General features: G+C 54.2%; 17 protein-coding genes. All 17 read left to right on the top strand.

What is annotated here, in order from left to right:
• The first annotated feature begins 2 nt into the window (after positions 1-2).
• The 17 genes from ACO06F_RS16380 (at position 3) to ACO06F_RS16300 (ending at position 19,010) form a co-directional block, all read left to right on the top strand.
• Positions 3-2,330, top strand: coding sequence for a GumC family protein (locus ACO06F_RS16380; RefSeq protein ID WP_421693809.1), 2,328 nt, complete (start codon positions 3-5; stop codon positions 2,328-2,330).
• Between the two features lie 107 nt (positions 2,331-2,437).
• The gene (locus ACO06F_RS16375) at positions 2,438-3,031 is read left to right on the top strand and encodes a hypothetical protein (protein ID WP_421693808.1); all 594 of its coding nucleotides are present in this window, start codon (positions 2,438-2,440) and stop codon (positions 3,029-3,031) included.
• An 80-nt stretch (positions 3,032-3,111) separates the two neighbouring features.
• Positions 3,112-4,278: a tetratricopeptide repeat protein gene (locus ACO06F_RS16370; RefSeq protein ID WP_421693807.1), complete on the top strand. Its 1,167-nt coding sequence runs from the start codon at positions 3,112-3,114 to the stop codon at positions 4,276-4,278.
• Between the two features lie 23 nt (positions 4,279-4,301).
• Complete coding sequence (locus ACO06F_RS16365) at positions 4,302-5,087, top strand: hypothetical protein (protein WP_421693806.1); 786 nt, start codon at positions 4,302-4,304, stop codon at positions 5,085-5,087.
• Positions 5,088-5,244: 157 nt separating this feature from the next.
• Positions 5,245-6,336 (top strand): GDP-mannose 4,6-dehydratase, encoded by a 1,092-nt coding sequence (gene gmd / locus ACO06F_RS16360; RefSeq protein ID WP_421693805.1) that lies wholly within the window; start codon positions 5,245-5,247, stop codon positions 6,334-6,336.
• 16 nt (positions 6,337-6,352) lie between these two features.
• A complete protein-coding gene (locus ACO06F_RS16355; RefSeq protein WP_421693804.1) occupies positions 6,353-7,108 on the top strand; it encodes a glycosyltransferase family 2 protein in 756 nt (251 codons plus the stop codon).
• Positions 7,109-7,167: 59 nt separating this feature from the next.
• A complete protein-coding gene (locus tag ACO06F_RS16350) occupies positions 7,168-8,100 on the top strand; it encodes a GDP-L-fucose synthase family protein (RefSeq protein WP_421696703.1) in 933 nt (310 codons plus the stop codon).
• Positions 8,101-8,233: 133 nt separating this feature from the next.
• Positions 8,234-8,620 (top strand): MarR family EPS-associated transcriptional regulator, encoded by a 387-nt coding sequence (locus ACO06F_RS16345; protein ID WP_421693803.1) that lies wholly within the window; start codon positions 8,234-8,236, stop codon positions 8,618-8,620.
• Positions 8,621-8,768: 148 nt separating this feature from the next.
• Entirely contained in the window at positions 8,769-10,256 is a 1,488-nt protein-coding gene (locus ACO06F_RS16340; protein ID WP_421693802.1) for an oligosaccharide flippase family protein, read from the top strand.
• Between the two features lie 5 nt (positions 10,257-10,261).
• Entirely contained in the window at positions 10,262-11,128 is an 867-nt protein-coding gene (locus ACO06F_RS16335; protein WP_421693801.1) for a hypothetical protein, read from the top strand.
• 60 nt (positions 11,129-11,188) lie between these two features.
• Complete coding sequence (locus tag ACO06F_RS16330) at positions 11,189-12,112, top strand: polysaccharide pyruvyl transferase family protein (protein WP_421693800.1); 924 nt, start codon at positions 11,189-11,191, stop codon at positions 12,110-12,112.
• Positions 12,113-12,247: 135 nt separating this feature from the next.
• A complete protein-coding gene (locus ACO06F_RS16325) occupies positions 12,248-13,297 on the top strand; it encodes a GNAT family N-acetyltransferase (RefSeq protein ID WP_421693799.1) in 1,050 nt (349 codons plus the stop codon).
• 162 nt (positions 13,298-13,459) lie between these two features.
• Positions 13,460-14,263: a PIG-L deacetylase family protein gene (locus tag ACO06F_RS16320; RefSeq protein ID WP_421693798.1), complete on the top strand. Its 804-nt coding sequence runs from the start codon at positions 13,460-13,462 to the stop codon at positions 14,261-14,263.
• A gap of 9 nt (positions 14,264-14,272) precedes the next feature.
• Positions 14,273-15,394 (top strand): glycosyltransferase family 4 protein, encoded by a 1,122-nt coding sequence (locus ACO06F_RS16315; protein ID WP_421693797.1) that lies wholly within the window; start codon positions 14,273-14,275, stop codon positions 15,392-15,394.
• A 150-nt stretch (positions 15,395-15,544) separates the two neighbouring features.
• On the top strand, positions 15,545-16,462 hold the full coding sequence (locus tag ACO06F_RS16310; protein ID WP_421693796.1) for an FkbM family methyltransferase: 918 nt from the start codon (positions 15,545-15,547) through the stop codon (positions 16,460-16,462).
• 125 nt (positions 16,463-16,587) lie between these two features.
• Positions 16,588-17,805, top strand: a complete 1,218-nt coding sequence (locus ACO06F_RS16305; RefSeq protein ID WP_421693795.1) for a glycosyltransferase family 4 protein — start codon at positions 16,588-16,590, stop codon at positions 17,803-17,805.
• A 155-nt stretch (positions 17,806-17,960) separates the two neighbouring features.
• On the top strand, positions 17,961-19,010 hold the full coding sequence (locus ACO06F_RS16300; RefSeq protein ID WP_421693794.1) for an acyltransferase family protein: 1,050 nt from the start codon (positions 17,961-17,963) through the stop codon (positions 19,008-19,010).
• Positions 19,011-19,073: the final 63 nt, after the last annotated feature.

Raw genomic sequence — 19,073 nt, 5'->3', positions numbered from 1 at the left:
GCATGAACGAGATCCCACACTCCGACTTCGGTGCCGATCGCGACCACGCGAGGCGGCCGCAGCGTGCCATCCAGCCGGTGGAGACGGGCCGGGAGACGCGCCCCGAGATCTTCCAGCCGGAACCCCAGGGCTACGGCCCCTATGGCGACGAGGATGCGAAGACCTTCGATATCTTCAAATACCTCCGCATTGCCACAAAATATAAGTGGCTGATCCTCGGCATCGCCGGGAGCGTCCTCGCCATCACCGCCGTCTCCACCTTCATGATGACGCCGATCTACAAGGCAACGGCAAGCATCCAGATCGAGCGCGAGGCGACGAAGGTTCTCGACAAGGGCGACGTCGATAACGAGGAGGCGGGCGGCCAGGATTTCTACCAGACGCAGTATCAGCTGCTCTCCAGCCGCACGCTGTCCGAGCGCGTCGCAGCCGCCCTCTCGCTCGGCAATGATCCCGCCTTCAACACTGAGGTGGCCCCCTCCCTCCTGACGCTCATCAGGTCCAAGCTCGCAGGCCTCATCTTCTCCGAGGACAATGCGCCGGCGGGCGAGGCCACGAGTGCCGAGGCGCAATCCGCAACCGACGCCCTGGACCTGAGCGCCGCAGCCCGCCTCCGGGGCGGACTGCAGATCGAGCCCGTCCGCGGCTCGCGCATCGTGAACGTGAGCTTCAATCACCCCGACCCCAATGTGGCGAAGCGCGTCGCCAACGGCTACGCCGAAGTCTTCATCACGGACAACCTCGACCGCCGCTTCGAGGCCACAGCCTACGCGCGGAAATTCCTCGAGGAGCGCCTCGCGCAGCTCAAGGCGAAGCTCGAGGAGTCAGAGAAGCTTCTGGTCAAATATGCCGACGAGAAGGGCATCCTCACCGTGGGCGAGGGCAAGACGGTTGTCGACTCCGATATCGAGGCCCTCAACACCAAGCTGACGGACGCGCGCTACGAGAAGATCCGCCTCGAGCTGATCTGGCAGCGCGTCGAGAACGCCGACGGCATGGAGATTGCCGAGATCCGCAACAACGAGACGGTGCAGGAAAACCGCAAGCTCCGCTCCGAGCTTTCGGCGCAGTATCAGCAGAAGCTGAACATCTTCAAGCCGAGCTACCCGGAGATGCAGCAACTCCGCAGCCAGATCGCCGAACTCGACGCGCAGCTTGCCGTTTCCGTGAGGGCGGTGAAGGCCGACATAAAGTCATCCTACGAGGCGGCACGCATCTCTGCCGCGATGCTCGAAGGCGAACTCGAGAAGGGCAAGAAGACCCTGGTGGAGCAGCGCAACCGCAGCATCCAGTACAATATTCTCCAGCGCGAGGTTGACACCAACCGGCAGCTCTACGACGGCCTCCTGCAGCGCTACAAGGAAATCGGCGTCGCGGGCGGCATCGGCACCAACAACGTCTCCTTCGTCGACAAGGCGGACGCACCGGGCTTCCCCTCCTCCCCCAACGTGAAGCGCAACCTGCTGCTCGGCACGCTCGCGGGACTGGCACTCGGCTTCATGGCGGCCTTCGGCCTCGACTTCCTCGACGAGACCTTCAAGGTGCCCGAGGACATCGAGAAGGAGACGGGCCTCCCCGTCGTCGGCATCGTGCCGCTTCCCAAGGACGGCATGAGCATAGACATGGCGCTGCAGGATCAGCGATCCGCCGTCTCCGAGGCCTACAGATCGCTCCGCACCAGCCTGCAATTCTCGACGCCGCAGGGTCTCCCCTCCTCGATCCTCGTGACCAGCAGCATGCCATCGGAAGGCAAGAGCACCTCCGCCATCGGCATTGCCGATACGCTGGGGAAGGTGGGCCTCAAGGTTCTGTTGATCGATGCGGATTTGAGGAAATCCTCCCTCCACAAGAGGCTGCAGCTGCGCAACGACCGCGGCCTCACCAACTATCTGATCGGCGGCATCGAGGCGGCGGACACGCTGCAGGTGACGCCGATGCAGAATGTCTTCGCCATCACCTCGGGCCCCCTTCCCCCCAACCCGGCGGAACTCCTCTCCGGCACGCGCATGGCCGAGCTGATCCGCGCGGCGGGCGACGCCTACGACATCGTGATCGTCGACGGGCCACCCATCATCGGCCTCGCCGATGCGCCGCTGCTGGCAGGCGCCACGCAGGTGACGCTGCTGCTCATCGGCGCCAACAGCACGCGGAAGAGGGCACTCCGCGTGGCCGTGCGCCGCATGCAGGTGGTGCGCGCCAACATCATCGGCACGGTGTTGAACAAGTTCGACCGGCGCGAGGCGAGCTACGGCTACGGCTACGGCTACGGCTACAGCGACTATGAATATTACGGCTACGGCCAGAAGCAGCTGCCGGGCCGGAAAGCCTAGACCTTCATCCGAACATGTCCCGCCGCCAAGCCATAGACATAGCGATCGACACCCTCGCGAAACCTGACGCCGCATCGCTGCTCTCCGTCGGGCCCCTCCCCGAAGGCATGAAGAGCGTCCTCCGCATCGTGGCGGAGGGGACCTGGCGCGACGCGAGCACCGAGCACGTCTACGCCAAGCACAGCGCCGAGACGATCCGCACCGCCGGCGCCCAGTTCCTGGGGACGGTGCTGTTTGACCGGGCGTCTGATCCCTACCGCGTGCTGGCCCTGCAGCCCGGTGCATCAGCGGACGAGGTGCGCGACAACAAGCGCCTCCTCCTCAAGTGGCTCCACCCCGACCGCAACCCGCGCGCCGCGGAACAGGAGTATCTCGCGCGCGTTCTCGATGCCGTCGAGCGCATCGAGAGCGGGACTGGAAAAGCAAAGCCATCGGCCACTCTGCGAGCCAAGCCTCGGCCGCCGCTGCGCGTGCGGCCGGCTCCGGCACGCGTGAAGCCTGCGAAGCGGACCCGCTCAGCGAGCGTGCGGCTGGCCATCTCCCAAGCTGTGGGAAGCCTCGCGCACACCGCGAAGTTCCTGACCTACGGCGCAATCGTCACCCTGGGCAGCCTCACCGTCTGGCGCTACGTGATGGATGAGCCGATCGGCGTCTCGATTTCGCGCTACTCGAAGCTGGCACTTGGGCTCATGACGTGGTGACCCACGCGCTCCACGGGCATGGATCCGGGCCGCTTCTGCTTCCTAGGGTGACGCTTGGCTTCTTTGCCGTCTTCCTGATAATGACTGCTTACCTGACAGTGCAGCAGATGGTGACATCGGGAGCAAACCGCGGAACGTCAACCAACGACATTGATCGCTTCAGTGTCGAGGCGCTGAAGAAACTCCCCGCCGGCGAGCGCGCGGAGAGGGGCGAGGAGGCGCGGTCCGCTCTGGCGCGGAACCCGCTCAATGCCAACGTGCTTCTGGATCTCTCGCACCTCGCCGAGGCCGAAGGTGACAGTGATGCCGCGGAGCGGCTGAAGCTGATCGCGGGGCAGCTGCGGCCGCGCGCGACGGCGGTTCAGGCGGAGGCGATGGAGATCCTGCTTAGGCGGCGTGACTTCGACAGCGTGATGAACCGCCTGGACGGGCTGATCCGCGCCAGGCCGCAGCAGGCGCAGGATTTCTTCGCCGTCGCCGCCGGAATTGCCTCGGCCGAGGATGGCAGCAAGGCCGTCGCACGGATGCTCGCAACCGACCCGCCCTGGCGCCCGCAGTTCTTCGCCTATGTGATTTCGAAGGGTATGCCAGGCACGACCCAGCGGATCTTCAGTGACATGCGGGCGATGAACATACCGGTTGGAAGCCGGGAGCTTTCAGCCTTGATCGACGATCTCCTGAAGAAGAATGACGTCGACGGCGCCTACGCCGTCTGGCTCTCGGGGCTGAGCGAAACGGAGCTGAAGGAAGTGAAGCGCGTCTACGACGGCAATTTCTCGCAGCCTATTCGGAACCTCCGCTTTGACTGGACCGTCACACCCGGAGAGGGCTTCTCCTACCGCCTCTTTCCCCGCAACACGGCAAGCATGGATCAGACACTTCAGATCGACTTCCGCAACTTTGCCGGCAGCTTCGCCAATCTCTCGCAGATCCTGCAGCTGAAACCCGGGCGCTACAGCCTCTCAGGCGAGGCCCGCTTTGAGGACTATCAGTCAGCTTCAGCTCTCGTGTTCAGGCTCTACTGCGCGGAAGCGGGGAAGATGCGCCTCCTTGATGAGTCGCCGTCACTGCCGCAATCGAGCCAGTGGATGAGCTTCGACAAACCCTTCGAGGTGCCAGACGGCGCCTGCCCATACCAGCTCCTCACGCTGGAAAGTAAAACAAAACTAGAAACGTCACAGACCACACTCGGTTTGGTTGCGATTGACGCAATAAGCGTTGACACGCTGCCCGAGCTAGCCCCATGACTGTTAGTGAAAGGACCCTGCACATGAAGATGATCCGGCCAACGCCACGCGTGATGACGATCGCCTCCCTGGCGTTCATTCTTGCGCCCGCCGCCGCCTTCGCTGCGGAGCCCGCGATGATCAGCAAGATCGGCGGGAAGGATATCGTCCTGCAGCACGGAGACCAGTCTTTGGCTCCGCGCGTGCAATCCCTGCTTGAACCGGGGGACCGCGTTTCCGCCGGCAAGGGCAGCTTCGTTGAAGTTGAATATCTTGCCGACGGCTGCTCCGTGCGCGTCGGCGGCGGATACAGCATTGTGATCGCCGAGAAGTCGCCCTGCGCTGCCTCCGTCGAGCAGACCCCTGCTGCAGCATCCGCCAAGAAAACCGCAGCGGCAGCAGCGCCTGCAGCCCAGGCGAAGATCGAGCCGGCCGCCGCCGAAGCAGACGCTGCGGAAGTGACGGACACCTCGGGCTCCACCACCCGCGTGAACCGCGGCGACGGGCTGAAGGATCTCTCCGTCGGCGCCAACCTGAAAGCTGGAGACAAGGTCTTCGCCGGCAAGCGCAGCTCCATCACGCTCTATTTCCCGGGCGGCAACTGCCAATATGTCGTTCCGGAATCCACTGTTTATACGATCACCGACGAAATCCCCTGCACCGCAGCAGCGGGTGCAACTGAAGGCACGGGTGGTGCCGCCCCCGTCGTCGGCCTCATGACAGCCGCCGCGGCTGGCACCGTCGCGCTCGTCGTCATTCTCAACAATGAGAAGGAAGAGAATGACGATAATGATGGCGATGGCGTCGGCAACCCCGGCACGCCGCAGTAAGGCGGCGGCCCTCGTCTCGCGCACTCTGATCGCGAGCGCCTGGCAGATATCGCTGATGGCTTGAGACAAGAGCGGCCTGGACCATCTCCAGGCCGCGGTCTCCGGTACCCCGCGCGCGCCGGCCCACACCCGTGCCGCGCAATCAAATGATGGATCCATGACAAAGATAGCACTGATAACCGGCGTCACCGGTCAGGATGGCGCCTATCTCGCTGACCTGCTCCTCGCGAAGGGCTACGAGGTGCACGGCCTGAAGCGCCGCTCGTCTTCCTTCAACACCGGCCGCATTGATCACCTCTATCAGGATCCGCATGAGGCTCATCGCCGCCTCATCCTGCATTATGGCGACATGACGGACGCCACCAATCTGATCCGCATCGTGCAGGAGACGCAGCCGCACGAGATCTATAACCTGGCCGCGCAAAGCCACGTGCAAGTGAGTTTCGAGACGGCGGAATACACCGCGAACTCTGACGCGCTTGGAACGCTGCGCCTGCTAGAGGCCATCCGCCTGCTCGGCCTCAAGGAGCGGACACGCTTCTACCAGGCCTCAACCTCCGAACTCTACGGCAAAGTCCACGAGACGCCGCAATCCGAGACGACCCCCTTCTATCCGCGCTCGCCTTACGCGGCGGCGAAGCTTTATGCCTACTGGATGGTGGTGAATTACCGCGAAGCTTACGGCCTCCACGGATCCAACGGCATACTCTTCAATCACGAGAGCCCGCTGCGCGGCGAGACCTTCGTCAGCCGCAAGGTGACGCGCGGCGCCGCTGCCATCGCTCTGGGGCTGCAGGAGAAGCTCTATCTGGGCAATCTCGATGCCGAGCGCGACTGGGGCCACGCGCGCGACTACGTCGAGGGCATGTGGTGCATGCTTCAGCAGGAAAGCCCAGACGACTACGTGCTGGCAACGGGGCGGAAGCACAGCGTCCGTGATCTGGTGACACGCAGCTTCGCTGAAGTCGGCATCACACTGCGGTGGGAGGGAGAGGGCATCACCGAGCGCGGCGTAAATGCCCTCACGGGCCGGACACTTGTAGAAGTCGATCCGCGCTACTTCCGGCCCACCGAGGTCGACCTTTTGCTCGGCGACCCGTCAAAGGCAAAGCGCATCTTGGGCTGGACGGCCACCACAAGCTTTGAAGACATGATCGCAGAGATGGTCCGCAGCGACTTGGAAGCCGTCCGGAAGGAAGCAGGCCTCCGCCGCCCCAGCGAGGAACCCCAAGGCGTGGCCGCGCAGTGAGCGGAGCGCCGTTCCAATGAAGATCTCCGTCCTCACCGTCTGCCGCAATGCGGAGGCGACGATTGCGCGCACCATTACCTCCTTCCTTGCGCAGGACTACCCGCAGAAGGAGATGATCATCATCGACGGCGCCTCAACCGATGGCACCGTTGCCGTGGCGGGGAGCTTCCGCTCGCATGAAATCCGGATCGTGAGCGAGCCCGACCGCGGCATGTATGACGCGCTCAACAAGGGCTTGGCGCTTTTCCAAGGCGACGCAATGGGCGTCCTCAACGCCGACGACCGCTATCATAATCAACACGTTCTCTCGCGGATTGCGGAGGCTCTGCAGTCGCATGATGCCACGCACGGAAACCTCGATTTTCATGACGAAGATGGCCGCGTCGTCCGCCGCTGGCGGGCGGCACCACGACCAGCGCGCGGCTTCGCCGCGGGCTGGATGCCGGCGCACCCCACATTCTACGTCCGCCGGCAGGTGGCAGAGGCCGTGGGTCCCTTCGATACGAAGCTCGCAACAGCCGCCGACTATGAGTGGATGCTCCGCGCTATCGACATTCATGGCGCAAGCCTCCGCCACATTCCGGATGTCATGATCGACATGGCCCTGGGTGGCCGCAGCACCGCGAGCCTCTCTTCCCACGTCAAACACAATTTCGAGGCGCTTGCGGCGCGCCAGCGCTGGCTGAAGTCAGGCGTCGTCGACTGGGCGTTGATTGCCAAGCCAGCCTCGAAGCTCTCGCAATTCATCACCCTCGGACAGGTGACGCGTTGAGCGTCACCCTCCCCTACTCGCTTGCAGGAAAGCGCGTCTGGGTCGCGGGCGAGCACGGGATGGTGGGCTCGGCCCTCGTGCGGCGGCTGGCATCCGAGAACTGTGAGCTCCTGCACCTGCCGCGCCGCGCGATCGACTTCCGCGAGCAGGCAGCAACCGCTGCGTGGATCGAGGCCAACCGCCCTGATGTCGTCTTCCTCGCCGCCGCAAGGGTTGGCGGCATCGCCGCCAACGCTGCGCGGCCTGTGGAATTTCTCTACGACAATCTGATGATCGAGGCGAACATCATCCACGCGGCGCACGAGGCGGGCGTGGAACGGCTGATCTTCTTCGGCTCCACCTGCATCTACCCCAAACATGCGCCGCAGCCGATCCCCGAGGAGGCACTGCTGACGGGACCCCTTGAGGAGACGAATGAGTGGTATGCCATTGCCAAGATCGCCGGCGTCAAGCTCATCAAGGCTTACCGCCGCCAATATGGCGCAAGCTACATTTCCTGCCAGCCGACCAACCTATATGGGCCGGGGGACAATTACGATCTCGAGACCTCCCATGTTCTCCCCGCTCTTTTGCGCAAAGCGCTTGACGCGAAAACATCTGGAGCAAGCGAACTGAAAATCTGGGGCTCCGGCACACCGCTGCGCGAGTTTCTTCACGTCGACGATCTGGCAGATGCGGGAGTCTTCCTCGCCAAACACTATGATGGCGAACTCCCGATAAATCTGGGTTCCGGTGAAGAACTCTCAATCGCCGCACTCGCCCGCCGTATCTGTGGTATGGTGGGCTTCGAGGGCCGATTGACATTCGATCCATCCCGCCCGGATGGCACGCCCCGCAAACTCGCAGACACGCGCCGCCTGAACGCGCTCGGATGGAACGGTGCGAGGCCTTTGCATCAGGGTCTCGCCGAGACCTATGCGGCTTGGCTCAAATCGCTTCAGCCAGGCCTGCCCATCCAATCCCCGACACGCACCGGCGCCACGGCAGTTTGAAATCCCTTTCCAATTCATATGCTGCATGTATGATGCTCAATATTGAGCGAGCGTGCGGTTGGCCGCTCACGCTGCAAAGTATCAAGGGCATGTCCGGGTGGGGCGGCCTGCGGTAGCCATGGGCCTTCACAACATGTCGAGCAAACGCCCGATCCTTCAGGAGGACGTCCGCCTACGGACGCTGCGGCTTCTCCATCAGAACCCGCATATCAGCCAGCGCCAATTGGCCGCGCAGGTGGGGATCAGCGTTGGCGCCGCACATTACTGCCTCGCCGCACTCGCCGAGAAGGGATTGGTGAAATTAGGCAATTTCTCAAGGGCGCGAAACAAGAGCGCCTACGCATATCTGCTTACATCCGATGGTCTCGCGGCCAAAGTAGCGCTCACGCGGCAGTTTCTGAAGAGAAAACTGGCAGAATATGAGGCACTCGGGACAGAGATCGTGGAACTCGAGCGCGAAGTTTCTTTGACTGCCGTCAGCGATAAAAACACGCATGACAGCTTGATAGACAGGCAATGACCTTAGTGGTGGACTTATCGCACATGCACACTTGCGCTTTAGAAGCTAGCGATCGACTCCAACAACGTCAACACGGCATCTCGATGCTGGCCCATGTGGTGCTGTACGTATCGCCAAAGCACACTCATGCCAACAAAAACTCGTTAACATGACATATCGTCAAATACTGCGTTCAACGGGCATTACCGGGACTTCGCAAGTAATCGTATATGCAATATCCATTCTCCGAGTAAAATTCGTTGCGGTACTTCTCGGCCCCGAAGGCGTCGGGCTGGTCGGATTATACAACTCGACTGTTGACCTAGTAGCCAACCTCTCAAGCATGGGAATAAATCAAAGTGGAGTAAGGGCGATAGCAAGCACAGGCGGTGACAAAACCAGCTTGTCTTACAATACAACAGTAATAACCATATATCGGCTCTCCATCATTTTAGGTCTTTCCGGAACTATACTGACAGCTTCACTTTCCACGCTACTCTCCAATTCAATATTTGGTAACGCGGAGCACGCGACTGCAATTCAATTCCTGAGCTTTGCAGTGTTCCTGAACGTAATATCCGGCGCCTTCCTCGCCACCCTACAAGGGAACCAGAGAATATTCACATTAGCAAAAGTGAATATCATTGGCGCGGCCATAACAACGTTCGCGACTATCATCCTTTACTCTCTACTCGGCCCCAAAGGCATTGTACCAGTAATTCTGTCCGCGGCGATGATTGCAGCAGCAACTTCAGCTATTTGTGCCAGAGATCAAATGCCTTCCCAGCAACACGTGAACTGGAGAACAACCGCCGAAGATGGGATCACACTATTGAAATTTGGCACCTCACTGATATACGGGACAATACTGTCGATTATTGCTGGGTTGATAATTAGAGCAACAATCACACATCGCCTGGGTCTGGACTCGAATGGCATATATCTAGCTGCATGTGGCGTATCGGGCCTTTTCAGCAGCTTTATCGTGAGCGCAATAGCCGTTGATTTCTATCCAAGACTATCGAGAGCCATTGGCGATCATGATCAGCTAAACAGGCTTGTATCAGAGCAAATTGAAATGGGCCTCTTACTCGCTACCCCAGGACTAATCGCAACATGCATGTTGGCCCACAACCTTATAGCGCTATTCTACAGTGAGTCCTTTACTGCGGCCGAAGCACTCATACCATGGCTGGTGGCGGGATCCCTCCTTCAAATCTTTTTCTTCCCGATCGGCTACCTGCAAAGAGCCAAAGCGTCATCGAGGTGGGTATTTATCAGTCAAACCGAAGCGAACTTTGGACTTGTACTGTTCAGCGTACTCTTGATTGATAAATTCGGCCTGATGGGCGCGGGGTATGCCTTAGTTATTCACATGATAGTACATGGACTCACCATCATGGTAATTGCCGACCGATTAACGCGCTTTCGTCCATCTTTAGGCGTACTAAAGGTAACGCTCGGAGCAGGGTTCCTTTTCACCGGAGCCTTAATACTACAAGCTACCTTGTCGGGAACAATGTACATTATAACAAGTCTTGCAATAATGACCGCAACCTCGGCATGGACCCTTCGTGGGGTCGCATCCAAAGTCCTTAATGAGCAAGACACAATTGTTAGAAACTTTCCAATACTGAAGTACTTGCTGTTGAGTTGAACAAGATGACCGAACTGCTAAAGGCATCGGCACGACACTCCAGTTCACGCAGTAATCCACTCCTCGACGTAACAGAGTTCCCAATCCGTATTCAGGAAGGCCGTCTTTTCGCTGCGTTGATTGAAAGTGGTTGGTCATTACGCATTACACATACACAAGCTCTTGCCTTGAAGGGCATTGACCAGTATTTCCCAATTGAAATCTCGTCTTGCCAGGTCGGGGGAGTATACAAAGTACCAATCAGCATAGATCACAACGCTCCGCGAACGACATTTGGTACCGTAACGAGACCCTTGATCTTCCCCCTTTGGCTTACGGAAATTGCCAGTACAAGATATTACGCCAGACATATTAGAGTTAGCTTTTCAGGCCTCCCGACGAAAGATCGTCTCATCAGAACTGCTCACTTTCTCGAAAAACACTTTGAAACATCGGCTCTCTTCCCATTGGTGCAACGCACAATTTCCGTCTTTCCGCCCAATAAGATCCAACTATCTCTGTTATCGCGTTTGTATGGAGCATACAAATCCCACGGAGTGATCATTGATTGGAACGACCGCGGACGGCAAATACAAAATAAGATTATTGACAACACCTATTGGCACACGCTTCTCCAATCGCAGCTTGTTTACTGCCCTCCCGGAGACCTTCCCTGGACCTATCGCTTTTATGAAGCAGCTATAGCAGGCGCTCTGCCAATCTTTGATGGACCACCTCAAAGCACATTCTTAAAACCTTTTAAATATATTGAAGATTACGACGACTCAATCATCACTGAACCTAATTACTCAAAGCTGGTTGGTCACAACAGATCAACAGCCATCGAATTACTTACCGCCAAACAGGCCTTGGCGCCGCAGAACTTCATATAGCAGCTCAAGTTCAACAGTGACATCAGCATGAAGAGAACAAAAGTCCTACTGAAGCGGTGCGTGGCCGATCCTGCGCGAAGGTTCACAGCGCAACTTGTTCAAAGAGGTCGCATTCCCCTCACTTATATCAACATCCCCAACTGGGGTGACGCCCTCAATCCGATCTTAGTAGAACTTTTATCCGGACGCTCTGTCCAAAGATTGAACGGTCTTTACCACGACCGATATTCCGTCGTTGGGAGCATTCTTGAAGGGGCTAACTCAAATACAATTGTTTGGGGCAGTGGGTTCATAGAAGAGGGCACCACGGTTATCTCACCACCAAGAGCAATTCACGCTGTACGAGGTCCGCTTACCAGAAACGCCTTGATTGAGAGTGGGATTGAATGTCCAAACATCTACGGTGATCCCGCTCTTCTGTTGCCACTGTTCTACGACCCGCCTGTAAAAACTACACATGAAGTAGGCATCATCCCTCACTTTATCGACAAAACTAGTCCTGTCCTCACAAAATTCGCGAAGGATACGAGAGTAAAACTAATCGACATCGAAGCTGGGCTTGGTCTGTTTGTACGAGAAGTAAAATCATGCAGAACGATTGTCTCGAGCTCCCTGCATGGTCTTATATGCGCTGACGCTTATTGTATTCCAAATCTTTGGGTTCGCTTTAGCAACAATGTGATGGGAGGCAACTTCAAGTTTCAGGATTACAGATTGTCGCAAGATCCAAATTGCTCATCTGATCAACTGGCTCCCATCAATGTGTCCTTGCATACGGAACTGGATTCGCTTTTGATTCGGATCAGCCCCACACATACCCTATTAGATATAGCTAAGCTTCTGTTATCTTGCCCATTTATCGCTCCTGATCTGAAGGAGCGCGCTTCACAAGTCGCCGCCACACAACCTTTGACAAACGGAGTTTTTGCTGAGTCCGATCTAGGTGGCATTAAGCGAGCAAGAGTTAGAAGGGCATTAGACTAACTAACTGGACGACTCTCAACTACTACCAATCTCCAAGTCTAATGTTGTAGAGTTGGCGCGGGCAACAGATCTCACATCGAGGCTCAATACCATATCCGAAGTCTAGGTGCATCCCTACACTGAGCACTGCGCAAAATGATAGTATATTCTCTCACAAGTCCGGCCCAATTATTCACGTATCAACTGCATGACACCCTTAGCAACAGAATTCTGGAAGCTTGGCATTCACTGCGACGAACAAATCCGGCTCTGAGTAGCCCGTTTTTTGATCCACACTTTTTTACCGCCTCTCAAAAATTCAATAAGGCGGTTGAATTTCTCTCAATTGAACGTAACGGAACAATAGAAGCAATTTTCCCGTTTGAAAGACAGGATGAATTCGTCGGCGTACCAGTCAATCATGTGATGAACGACCATCACGGAATCATATGCGGCCCGTCGTTTTCCGCAGATTGGCTTAGTATTCTACGGAACAGTAAACTGCGAAAATGGAGCTTCTACCACACCCCTCCTGGTCAAGCTCAATTTGTGACTCAGCGAAAGAACAAAAATGAAATACCGATAATTGACTTACTAAATGGTTCTGACCGATACTACCAAACCAAACGTCAGTTGGGCTCGCGACTTTTTATCACACTTAATAACCTAACACGTCGCTTGGAGAAGGAAGTTGGCCATATCGAGTTTGTTTTCCACACTCAGAGTACTCATGCGCTATCTGTGTTTATGTCTTTGAAATCAGAACAATATAAGTCAAATGAATGGCCAGACCAGTTTGCGGACAACAAAATACGCGGGATAATTGCGGCACTCCATTCAACACAAGAGCCGTCATTCTCAGGAGTACTGTCTGAGTTGTATGCCGGTGGGCATCATCTCGCATCGCACTTCGGACTTCGCTCGAGTCAAACGCTTCATTACTGGTTCCCAACCTATCGCGAAGAGTTTCGAAAGTACTCACCTGGTCATCTTCTACTAAACTATCTCATTTCTCACTCTATCGCTAATCGTATCAGCTTAATCGATCTAGGCAGTGGAACGCACGACTACAAAAATAGGTTCATGAATGACGTCATCGAAACCCGGTCTGGGACAGTTGAAGTACTTTCTGGCGCAACCATAGCATCACATCTCGGGAGCAATCTGAGCCGCGTCTATCAAAGATGCTTTAAAATGATGAAGTAATGGAGACGGATCAAAAAACTTGACGCCTGAAATGCAGTATTGTCCTCAATAAAGCTCCTTCTCAAATCCATTTTTTTGCCCGGTTTGCTGCCTAACTTTAGAGTTGTAGCTGTCGTTCTTTTGCTTTAGTTTCTCTTGTGTACGCGAACTATGGAAGATTTCATGCGCGGCGGCATCGATAGACTGACGAATGATATAAGTCAGCGTACTCGTGGGTTTTTGAAGGATATTCGCTGCCGCGTGCGCTACTGTCATGTAGCAATGAGACACAGGGTCTTTGAACCCACAAGAGAGTCAGCTCTTATAATTGCTCCTCATCCAGATGACGAGACATTTGCTTGTGGCGGTATCATTGCCTGCAAACGCTCCTTGGGGATTCCCGTAGTCATCATAGTACTTACCAGTGGAGAGAATGTATTCGATAGGCCATCAACTTGGGAGGTTGTAAGCAAGATACGACAGCAGCAATTGATATCTGCGTGCAATCGACTGGGTGTGGATAGTAAGTCTATTTATCTTTTACATTTAAAGGACGGAATTATCGATCAGTTGTCGGGTCAGGAACTCCTGGAAGTCGTTGAATTTCTTTCGTCAGTGATGAAAACACATTGTCCGGGGGAAGTATTCTGTCCACATCCGGAAGATTTTCACCGCGATCACGTCTTTGCTCACCGTCTTACCCAGATGGCACTTAAGCGGAGTGGCATCCAAGCCAATATTTTTTTATATCTCATTTGGGGTTGGTATCATGGTAGAAGGGGCTTGGTTAAACGTCTCGAGGATACCAAGGCGGTTCTGGTTGATTTTAAATCGCAGGCTGTAGCAAAGGCGCTCGCTGTCGATATCTATACTGGACCACCGTATGCTACCGAGGGAGTACCATATTGTGGAAATCTTCCGCGTTCGTTGCTTGATATGTTTAGACGAACTCGAGAGCTCTTCTTCCACGGATCAATTGACACTTAGGAGTGGAGATTGAAGCCCTCCACTGAAAGGTTTCTCTTCGTCAGTCCCACGGCTGGGATATACGGCTCCGAGCGCAGTATGCTGTCGCTATTAAATGATCGCAATCTTGATGCTGCAGTCGCCTGCCCGCCAGGTGGTCCCTTACATCTCGCCCTTCAGGCTCTGGGCGTCCCTGTTTATAATATTTCGTTTGGTCTTTACCGAATTGCAAGACGACCTGACTGGCACATCGGTTTGCTCATAAAGTTAACCTCCACAATCCGTAAGTCCAAATGCACAACCGTTGTTATCAACTTGGATGGGAACTCACCTATCGTAACACTTGCAGCGCTGCTCTGCAATGTGAGGCTTATTCGGTTTTGCCGGTTTGAAGTTAGATCGAATTGGTCCAGCATTGAAAAATGGAGCTGGCGTCGTGCCGACATAATCCTGTGCCCTTCGTACACGGTGGCGCAACAGGTCTCTTCTAATTTAGGTGGGCGGCATCGTTCGGTTTACGTGCTGTACGAATCTGTGGATGTGCAGCGAATCTCTAGCGATACAATTGACAATTTGAGACGTACCGAATTCCGTGGCTGCAGACCAATAATCGGATACGTTGGGCGCCTGCATAGAGAAAAGCGTGTGGAGATTGCAATTAATGTACTTTCAAAGATTCGTGTCGAGTTTCCGGACGCTAACTTAGTGCTTGTAGGCTCCGAGGACAACTCGGACGACGGTCGCGACTATCTTAAAGAGCTTAAGCGGCTCGTGAGCCTTTTAGGGCTATCGTCGTCTGTTAACTTTATGGGTTACCAAGACGCATCTCGAACCGGTGACATAATTTCTTGTTTAGACGTATTTGTATTGCCCAGTGACTCTGAGTCCTTCGGCCGAGTGCTTGCAGAAGCCTGGTCGTTTGGAGTGCCGACGGTTGCCTTTGGTGTAGGCGGTTGCCTTGAGATCACTGAGGCCTCTGGAGGTGGCTTGCTGGCTAAGCGAAATGACGTTTCAGGTCTTGCCGAACACACTTTGTCATTGCTTAGAGATAGTGACTACGCTCGAACATTAGGCAATCGTGGTCAACGTTGGGTACGCGATTGTTGCAACCCCAAGCGCATTGCAGATCGATTTAAACAATACGCCCTCTGAAGTTGGATTGTAGCAAAATATTGATTCTGCACGAGCCAGTTTGGCGATCCCTATACTAATGTAATGTGGTTTGTTACAACAACCACCAACTTACTACCAAAGAAGCGTTTAACCCACAAATTATGTAACTGCGACGAGAGCCTGAAGTTAATGAAGATCGTTTTTCATGTTCGCGGAGTGGTCGAGCGAGCCATCCGCATGTTTACAACCCCCGGAATGTCATCAATGTTCATTCGCTGGTGTTTCCACAGTCATGGGCGTAGAATCACTATTTTGCCAGGTGTATCAGTTGGTGAACTAATGTCCTTCTCCGAATTCTGGAGTTTTAGAGCTCCTGTTTCTTCGGCGGAGAGGCGTTTTGTTAAAGACCTCTTTAGTAACACGGAAGGCACTGGCGTTGCAGTAGACGCTGGCGCAAACATCGGAAGTTTTACACTGTTGTTTGCCTCCCTTGGGGCAAAGGTTCATAGTTTTGAACCTGTCCCGCAGACTTTCGTCAGGCTCTTGAAGAATATCGCTTTCAATGGATTAGATGAACGTTGTAGTCCGATTTGTGCTGCACTAGGACAGAGAAATGGGATTGCTAATTTTGATATAGATGAGACTTCATCCGCCACAAATAGAGCTGCTGTAGAGGATAATGCAGGTAATATGCATGTTGCAGTGTTCAGCTTAGATGAATACTGCCATCGCCTTTGTATTGAGCGAATTGATCTCCTCAAAGTTGATGTTGAGGGGATGGAGCCAGATGTGCTTCGTGGGGCGTCCTGTATGCTGAAAGAACGTCGCATTAAGTCCATTCTAATAGAGATATGCCATACAAATCTGAGAAGTTCCGGCTACTCAGTAGCCCAACTGCATAGCGAGATCGTGTCGCGGGGCTACGGAGCATATAGACTCGAAGGGAGTGGAGCATTGGGCCCAATTCTTGAGTGCTCAGATCTCGAGGCAATGACTCTAGAGAACGTGGTGCTGTTGCCTCTGCCAAATCAAATGTATCTGAGTACTGCACCTCAATCTCTTGATTCCGGAACGCGCAGTGAACATTTTCGCAGTCAACTTTCTTGATGAGTAGACGAAGAACGAGGATTAAACGTCAAGTGAGCAGACCTAACAAAATAGGGCACGCCCAGCTGTGTATAGCATTGTTAATTTGTCATGTACGCAATACTTAAGTAATCAGCTCTAGACTAATGAAAATTATTTTTCTCATTCCCTCATTTTCTGCAGGCGGCGTAGCACAGGCTTCTATTTATGCTGCGAGAGCTGTTGCGGAATTGACTGGATGGCATGTTACATTAGTCGCACTGCATGATCGAACCACTTCTATGCGCATTCAAGATGTCCGAACGGTGGCGCTAGGTCTCGGAGTTGACTCTCCCGCTGCAGAACACTTCCTAACTTGGCTATTGGGCGAGCACGCTGACATAGTTATCAGCAGCGACGTTAGCGTTGTTGAACCCGCCTTTCCCTACTTTCCTCGTTCCGCATGCCATATCGTTCATTTGCACGACTCTGGACGACGATATCGATCTGTAGTCAGCAGATATGCGCAGTTTATAGATGGTGTGATGTGTGTTGCTTCCCATATGGAAGAGATCATTCGCAAGGAGACTTCACCCGACAAGTTCTCCGGTACCATTGGTACGGTATATAATGGTGCAGCATTCCCTGATGTGCCCGATCGCGTTCTCAACGAACGAGAATTGCGGCTCATATTCATTGGCAGAGTGGATCCACTCAAAGGTATCGATGATCTGCCCCCATTATTGAGACAGCTTAAGAAACGAGGTCGAAGAGTTCACCTTAGTATCGTGGGAGGATTCGATGATAAGCTCTTCCAGAGTTTTAAAAGAGCCAACGTAGAGAGTTGGATCAGTTGGCATGGACAAGTGCCGCATGAGAAGTGCTATTCACTTTGCGCCGCCTCTGATATCCTTCTAGTTCCCAGTCGTCATGAAGCGTTCGGAATGGGCACTATTGAAGCGATGAGCATGGGTTGTGTTCCTATTGGATACAATTTTGCCGCCGGACATCGCGAGATACTTGAGCACGGACACAGTGGATATCTGTTACCGGTCGGTAAGCTACATCTATGGACTGACCTAATTTGCTACCTCGACGACCGACGGGACGTTTTGATTTCAGTGTCGCGCACGGCATCGATCAGAGTTCGTAACAATTTTGGACTGGAGGTCATGGGGCGCGCGTTGGTATCATTCCTTAATGACGCATACGGGGAGTTTCTCGCTAGCCCACACTGCAGACTACCAGGAGTTCCTTCTCGTCAGCCAGTTAACGCACTTGGCATTTCGAGCGCTTACCGTATGTTACCAGCCTCTTTAAAGAGAAGGATTCGGCGCGCGATATGTGCATCTCCTTCATTGTCGATATACTTGCTGAACCGATAGACTCAGGTTTGATATGAGACCTGAATAGCCAAACTATTACTATGCCATTGCCCCTTTGCAGACTACTGACAACTTACTTTTTCTTGTGATCCATCTTGCCCAGAAAACACCATTACTACTACTGGTTAGATTGGATGAGGTCTATTGCTGCATTCATGGTCGTAGCAATACATGCTCGTGGCAATAATTGGGTCGATTGGGGCAGCCTCTCCGAGCATTCACGTTCAGTAGTTACTCTTGTCTTTTTTTTGGCAACGCGAAGCGGCACAGAGTGGGTCCTCGTATTTTTCGTGCTCAGTGGTTTTTTGATTGGAGGTCAAGTAATTCGCAAATGCAAGCAGAGTAGCTTTTCTATAACCACTTTTGCGGTCGACAGAGTTGCGAGAATTTATGTTCCTTTACTACCAGCTTTAGCCTGGACGGCCATCGTCGGCTTGATCACAGGGTCTAATTTGAAGTTCTCAACGTTTCTTGGTAATGTTTTGGGATTGCAGGGCAGTCTAACAGGAAACTTCGGCAATAATCACCCACTTTGGTCTTTGGGATACGAGATTTGGTTTTACGTGGTGATTGGAGCATTTGGTGGGCTTATGACACTGAGGCGCCCGACATCATCGTTTGCTTATTTTGTCGGTTTTTCTCTAGCACTGGGAATACTCTCTACCCTGAGATCAGATTTTTTGTTTTGCTTGCTTGTTGGAGTGGCATCGTCGCAACGTCGCTCACATTCTATCAGAGAACTTGCGCTAGGAGTTTTTCTTGTCGGGGTTGGCTACTTACTTATACAAGTTCAGAGCGAGACGCAGGCATCGGTACTGCCCCTCTGGTTAAGTATGCTGCCTCGACCGGAAGTGGCTACAGCAATCTTCGGAGCCGGACTCGGTCTGACAATTAGCTTTATTGCCTCTTCTAGGCCTCAGTGTCCGATCCTTTTGCGGGTTGAGCAGGTTGGCAGGCCTCTTGCAAGGTCCTCCTATTCCCTTTACTTAACGCACTATCCCGCGCTTTCTCTAGTAGAGTACGTGTTCCCAGGACGGTTCGAAGAAGTGTCGCTATACTCATTTGTATTTTATCTTCTAAAGATTTTGTTTTGCCTTGGAGTTTCAAGCGTGATGTACTTCTTCTTTGAATCAAGGACTGAAAAGATCAAATCTCTTATGTTCCGTTCACTTAATCGATTCACTACTGTCGATCCAATTAATTGATGTCATTCCAATCAATCCGAATGCGATTGGATACCTCGGCCTTGGTTCATTTGATCGGAGAAT

It is taken from the genome of Aestuariivirga sp. (assembly GCF_965227715.1).
Lineage (GTDB): Bacteria > Pseudomonadota > Alphaproteobacteria > Rhizobiales > Aestuariivirgaceae > Aestuariivirga.
This window is presented reverse-complemented; position numbering and strand designations above follow the sequence as displayed.

Coding starts and splice junctions, on each gene's coding strand:
- ACO06F_RS16335 (WP_421693801.1), top strand. CDS start 10,262: ATGACCGAACTGCTAAAGGCATCGGCACGACACTCCAGTTCACGCAGT.
- ACO06F_RS16325 (WP_421693799.1), top strand. CDS start 12,248: ATGATAGTATATTCTCTCACAAGTCCGGCCCAATTATTCACGTATCAA.
- ACO06F_RS16370 (WP_421693807.1), top strand. CDS start 3,112: ATGACTGCTTACCTGACAGTGCAGCAGATGGTGACATCGGGAGCAAAC.
- gmd (WP_421693805.1), top strand. CDS start 5,245: ATGACAAAGATAGCACTGATAACCGGCGTCACCGGTCAGGATGGCGCC.
- ACO06F_RS16375 (WP_421693808.1), top strand. CDS start 2,438: ATGAAGAGCGTCCTCCGCATCGTGGCGGAGGGGACCTGGCGCGACGCG.
- ACO06F_RS16380 (WP_421693809.1), top strand. CDS start 3: ATGAACGAGATCCCACACTCCGACTTCGGTGCCGATCGCGACCACGCG.
- ACO06F_RS16305 (WP_421693795.1), top strand. CDS start 16,588: ATGAAAATTATTTTTCTCATTCCCTCATTTTCTGCAGGCGGCGTAGCA.
- ACO06F_RS16350 (WP_421696703.1), top strand. CDS start 7,168: ATGGTGGGCTCGGCCCTCGTGCGGCGGCTGGCATCCGAGAACTGTGAG.
- ACO06F_RS16310 (WP_421693796.1), top strand. CDS start 15,545: ATGAAGATCGTTTTTCATGTTCGCGGAGTGGTCGAGCGAGCCATCCGC.
- ACO06F_RS16345 (WP_421693803.1), top strand. CDS start 8,234: ATGTCGAGCAAACGCCCGATCCTTCAGGAGGACGTCCGCCTACGGACG.
- ACO06F_RS16355 (WP_421693804.1), top strand. CDS start 6,353: ATGAAGATCTCCGTCCTCACCGTCTGCCGCAATGCGGAGGCGACGATT.
- ACO06F_RS16300 (WP_421693794.1), top strand. CDS start 17,961: ATGGTCGTAGCAATACATGCTCGTGGCAATAATTGGGTCGATTGGGGC.
- ACO06F_RS16320 (WP_421693798.1), top strand. CDS start 13,460: ATGCGCGGCGGCATCGATAGACTGACGAATGATATAAGTCAGCGTACT.
- ACO06F_RS16340 (WP_421693802.1), top strand. CDS start 8,769: ATGACATATCGTCAAATACTGCGTTCAACGGGCATTACCGGGACTTCG.
- ACO06F_RS16365 (WP_421693806.1), top strand. CDS start 4,302: ATGAAGATGATCCGGCCAACGCCACGCGTGATGACGATCGCCTCCCTG.